This window comes from Kaarinaea lacus (genome assembly GCF_975902315.1).
Window position 1 is genome coordinate 1 of sequence record NZ_CDLKIE010000399.1, and the last position, 4,040, is coordinate 4,040.

The window sequence follows — 4,040 nt, forward strand, 5'->3', positions numbered from 1 at the left end:
ACCTTCACCATGCTGACGAAATTCGCTTAATAGCTGCCGTGCCTGCACACCTACCACGGGATCACCTGTCACCAATTCTAATGATTGTTTCGCATCGTATTCGAGGTTATTTTTTATTTGCGCTTTGGCTAACTCGATAAAGTATGGTGAATAATCAGGCTCCTGATAAACCAGCGTCTGATAAAGATTAAGCAATTCAAAGTGGTTTTGGTGCTCCAGCAAAATTTGTTTGTACCTGTCTACGCTGAACCGAATATTATTTACTATTTTTTTGATGTCGCGCTCTTGATAAGCGTAGGCTTTGGATTCGTAAAGTACCTCTATTTGCTGTCTATAGTCCTTTTTGTCTGCCAGGATACTCGCTTTCAGTTGCAAGGCATCCACATCCCTGTAATTTTGTTCAAGATATAGATTTAGCAACATTAAGGCGTCATCAACTGAGTTTTCTTGCTTCAGGGAGTAAGCAAACTCCAGGATTGCCAGGCGCAATTGTTGAGATTCCTGATTAGAAGCGCTACCAGGCAACTGGTTGTAATAGGCTAAAGCATCGTTAAAATTTTTTGCGTTTAAATAACTTTGTAATGGGTTTGCACCCGTTTTTTCTGGATTATTTTCGCCTGAAGGAAGCTGAGAATAGTACCCCCGCAAATCCACCGTTTCTGGCACAACCCGCCTGGCTGGTGAATTCACGGGGTCACTTGATACACCCAGATAGGCATGCAAATACCAGCCAGCAGCCATACTGGTCAACGCTACTAGAAATGTACTGCCAATCCTCACATTAATTCCCCAGCTTAATTACAGTATAAATTATGACAATAGTCGAAAATTAGGTTCACTATCGCCCAGCCCACTGGATTTGCATACCCTGACCTCAGAATGCTGTTAAATTGAAAAATACATGGCTGGCAGGCCGCTCTTTTACAGCTATCACTTCCAATTAAGCAATATTCATGTTGCAGGAACGAATAGTGTATTATGCATGCTCCTTTTTATACGTGAGAATTCCAAAGCTTATGTGGCTTTTCTGGTTAGCAATTGTTGGTGGTTTAATTTTACTGGTGTGGAGTGCCGATCGCTTTGTGGTTGGTGGCGCAGCAATTGCTCATAATTTAGGCGTTCCAGCCATTATCATTGGTATGGTGATTATGGGTTTAGGCACTTCAGCGCCTGAGATGTTTGTGGCGGGTACCGCGGCCCTGGGCGGTAACACTGGCGTCGTGGTGGGTAATGCCATCGGTTCCAATATAGCCAATATCGCCCTGGTATTGGGAGTCAGCGCGCTCATATCCCCATTAGTCGTGGAATCTCAGACACTTAAACGTGAATTTCCTGTACTGCTGCTGGTCTCTTGTGGGGTATTTGGTTTAATGTGGGACCGTGACTTAAGCCAGATGGACGGTGCAATTCTGTTGGTTGGCACGCTTTTGCTGATAGGCTGGATGCTGTGGCTTGCGCAAAAGGAACGCAGTTTCGGTGACCCGCTGGAGGGTGAATTTGAGGCAGAGCTGCCGCACGACATGTCCACCAAAGTGGCAGCACTATGGACAATTATTGGTCTCGCTGTTTTGGTGGCCAGTTCTCAGATGCTGGTATGGGGCTCCGTCAATATCGCTAATGCATTTGGCGTTAGTGAATTAATCATTGGCCTGACCATTGTTGCAATTGGTACCAGCTTACCGGAGGTGGCCGTGTCCGTGACCGGGGCATTGAAAGGCGAAGATGATATCGCCATTGGCAATATTATTGGATCCAATTTGTTTAACTTGCTGGCAGTTTTGGGGGTAGGTACAGCCATTCGTACAGCACCACTGACGGACGAGGTTTTATTTCGCGATTACGCTACCATGTTAGTATTGACGGTTGCGCTGTTCGCCATGGCCTATAGTTTTAAAAGTAGAAAAGGCCACATTAACCGATTTGAAGCGGCTATGTTGTTGGCCGCCTATATTGGATACATGGCCTGGTTGTATCTGTCGGAAACAAACCAGGTTCCCAAAATGCTATAGATCACAACTCGTACCCCATGAACAAAGACAAAATTAGAACACTGGCTCAAGCGGTTTTACACAACGAGGCTGACGCGGTGAAAAATCTTGCGCAACGCATCGATGACGCCTTTTATCATGCATGTGAACTCATGTTGAATTGCGAGGGCCGCATTGTCGTAATGGGTATCGGTAAATCCGGTCACATTGGCGGCAAAGTTGCCGCGACCCTGGCCAGCACCGGCACGCCGGCTTTTTTTGTTCATCCTGCAGAAGCCAGTCACGGTGACATGGGCATGATTACTTCCAGCGATGTAGTGCTGGCATTTTCCAATTCCGGTGAAACCGAAGAAATCAAAACACTACTGCCATTAATTAAAAGACTGGGGGTACCTTTAATCGCACTTACCGGAAATACTCAGTCTACACTCGCTTCTAGCGCTGATGCCCATATCGACGTTAGCGTGGAAAAAGAAGCCTGTCCACTAGGTCTGGCACCCACTACCAGTGCAACCGCTGCATTGGCAATGGCAGACGCTTTGGCGGTATCCATATTGGAACAACGAGGTTTTACCGAGGCAGATTTTGCACTGTCGCATCCCGGCGGCTCATTGGGTAAACGGCTACTGTTACGCATTCACGATATTATGCACAGCGGAGTCGATACACCGCGCACTTTGTACTCCGCCAATTTGAACGAGGCTCTGGTTGAGATGTCCAAGAAAGGCCTGGGCATGACGGCAGTGGTTGATGAACAGGATTATTTACTCGGCATATTCACCGATGGCGATTTGCGCCGTTTACTGGATCATGGACAAATTGATGTCCATAAAATAAAAATTGCAGACGTGATGGTTAAAGGCTGTAAATCAACGCGCGCCGATACATTGGCAGCTGAAACCCTGGCAATGATGCAGAAATATAAAATCAACTCTCTACCAGTTGTGGATGAAAACAACAAACTGGTCGGCGCCATGAATATGCACGACCTGTTACGCAATGGCGTAATGTAATAGTGCTATGCTTACTATAAACCAGCATCTTGCGACGAAATATCAGGTTACAGAAAAATGGAAGAAGTTATAAAAAAGGCGAAAAATATTAAACTGGTTATTTTTGATGTTGACGGTGTATTAACGGATGGCAGTCTTTTCTATGGCGACGATGGGCAGGAATACAAAGCGTTCAATTCGCGTGATGGCCATGGCATGAAAATGCTGCAACAATCCGGTGTACAAATCGGTATTATAACCGGCCGAACATCCGACGTCGTATTACATCGAATGAAAAATCTTAATGTGCAGCATATTTACCAGGGCCGCCTGGAAAAATTGCCGGCATTTGAAGAGCTGATTGGCAAACTGGATCTGCGACCAGAACAGGTCGCTTATGTAGGTGACGATGTCGTGGATTTACCGATCATGATTCGCTCGGGGTTAGCTATCGCGGTACCCAGCGCCCACGAGATGGCCAAACAACATGCGCACTGGATTACATCCCAACCCGCTGGAGCTGGTGCCGCAAGAGAAATTTGCGAAACGATTATGAAGGCACAAGGCACCTATGATACGGCAATGGCAAAATACCTAGCTTAGTAGTTAAAATTAAAAAGATGAGTTTATCAAGACAAACTGGTTTTTTGATAGCGCTACTAATCAGTGCGGCGATGAGCTGGTGGGCTATGTCAATTACAGAGCCAAACCTGGACACCTTTACTGCATCAAAAGAAGGTCCCGATCATTTTATGGAAAATTTTACAGCAACCAAGCTAAGCGACGCAGGCAAGCCAGAGCACCGCTTGCATGCAGAACGTATGACGCACTACCCCAATGAAAAACATTCGGATGTTATCAAGCCTCGAGTTACTTTTTTTAAAGAAGACGGAAGCACCTGGATAGCCCACGCGAATGAAGGCCAGGTGTTAGGTGACGGCAAAGAAGTTCTTTTAGTGGGCGACGTTAATATCGTTCGCCCAGGCACTAAGGAGACCCGGGTAACAATCAATACAGTAGACTTACGCGTTATTCCCGAAAAGAATTTTGCTGAAACAAA

The 4,040-nt window shown here is 46.0% G+C and carries 5 protein-coding genes; 4 read left to right on the forward strand and 1 reads right to left on the reverse strand.

What is annotated here, in order from left to right:
* Positions 1–780: tetratricopeptide repeat protein (locus ACWVCM_RS12625; protein ID WP_455202112.1), on the reverse strand; the 780-nt coding region annotated here is incomplete at its 3' end.
* A 236-nt stretch (positions 781–1,016) separates the two neighbouring features.
* On the opposite strand from ACWVCM_RS12625, the gene ACWVCM_RS12630 reads away from it, so the two are divergent.
* From ACWVCM_RS12630 to lptC, 4 genes are all read left to right on the forward strand, one after another.
* Positions 1,017–2,009 (forward strand): calcium/sodium antiporter, encoded by a 993-nt coding sequence (locus ACWVCM_RS12630; RefSeq protein ID WP_455202113.1) that lies wholly within the window; start codon positions 1,017–1,019, stop codon positions 2,007–2,009.
* A gap of 17 nt (positions 2,010–2,026) precedes the next feature.
* Entirely contained in the window at positions 2,027–3,001 is a 975-nt protein-coding gene (locus ACWVCM_RS12635) for a KpsF/GutQ family sugar-phosphate isomerase (protein ID WP_455202114.1), read from the forward strand.
* A gap of 57 nt (positions 3,002–3,058) precedes the next feature.
* Positions 3,059–3,583, forward strand: a complete 525-nt coding sequence (gene kdsC / locus ACWVCM_RS12640) for a 3-deoxy-manno-octulosonate-8-phosphatase KdsC (protein WP_455202115.1) — start codon at positions 3,059–3,061, stop codon at positions 3,581–3,583.
* Between the two features lie 17 nt (positions 3,584–3,600).
* On the forward strand, positions 3,601–4,040 hold a 440-nt coding region (gene lptC, locus ACWVCM_RS12645), incomplete at its 3' end, for an LPS export ABC transporter periplasmic protein LptC (protein ID WP_455202116.1).

Coding starts and splice junctions, on each gene's coding strand:
- ACWVCM_RS12635 (WP_455202114.1), top strand. CDS start 2,027: ATGAACAAAGACAAAATTAGAACACTGGCTCAAGCGGTTTTACACAAC.
- kdsC (WP_455202115.1), top strand. CDS start 3,059: ATGGAAGAAGTTATAAAAAAGGCGAAAAATATTAAACTGGTTATTTTT.
- ACWVCM_RS12630 (WP_455202113.1), top strand. CDS start 1,017: ATGTGGCTTTTCTGGTTAGCAATTGTTGGTGGTTTAATTTTACTGGTG.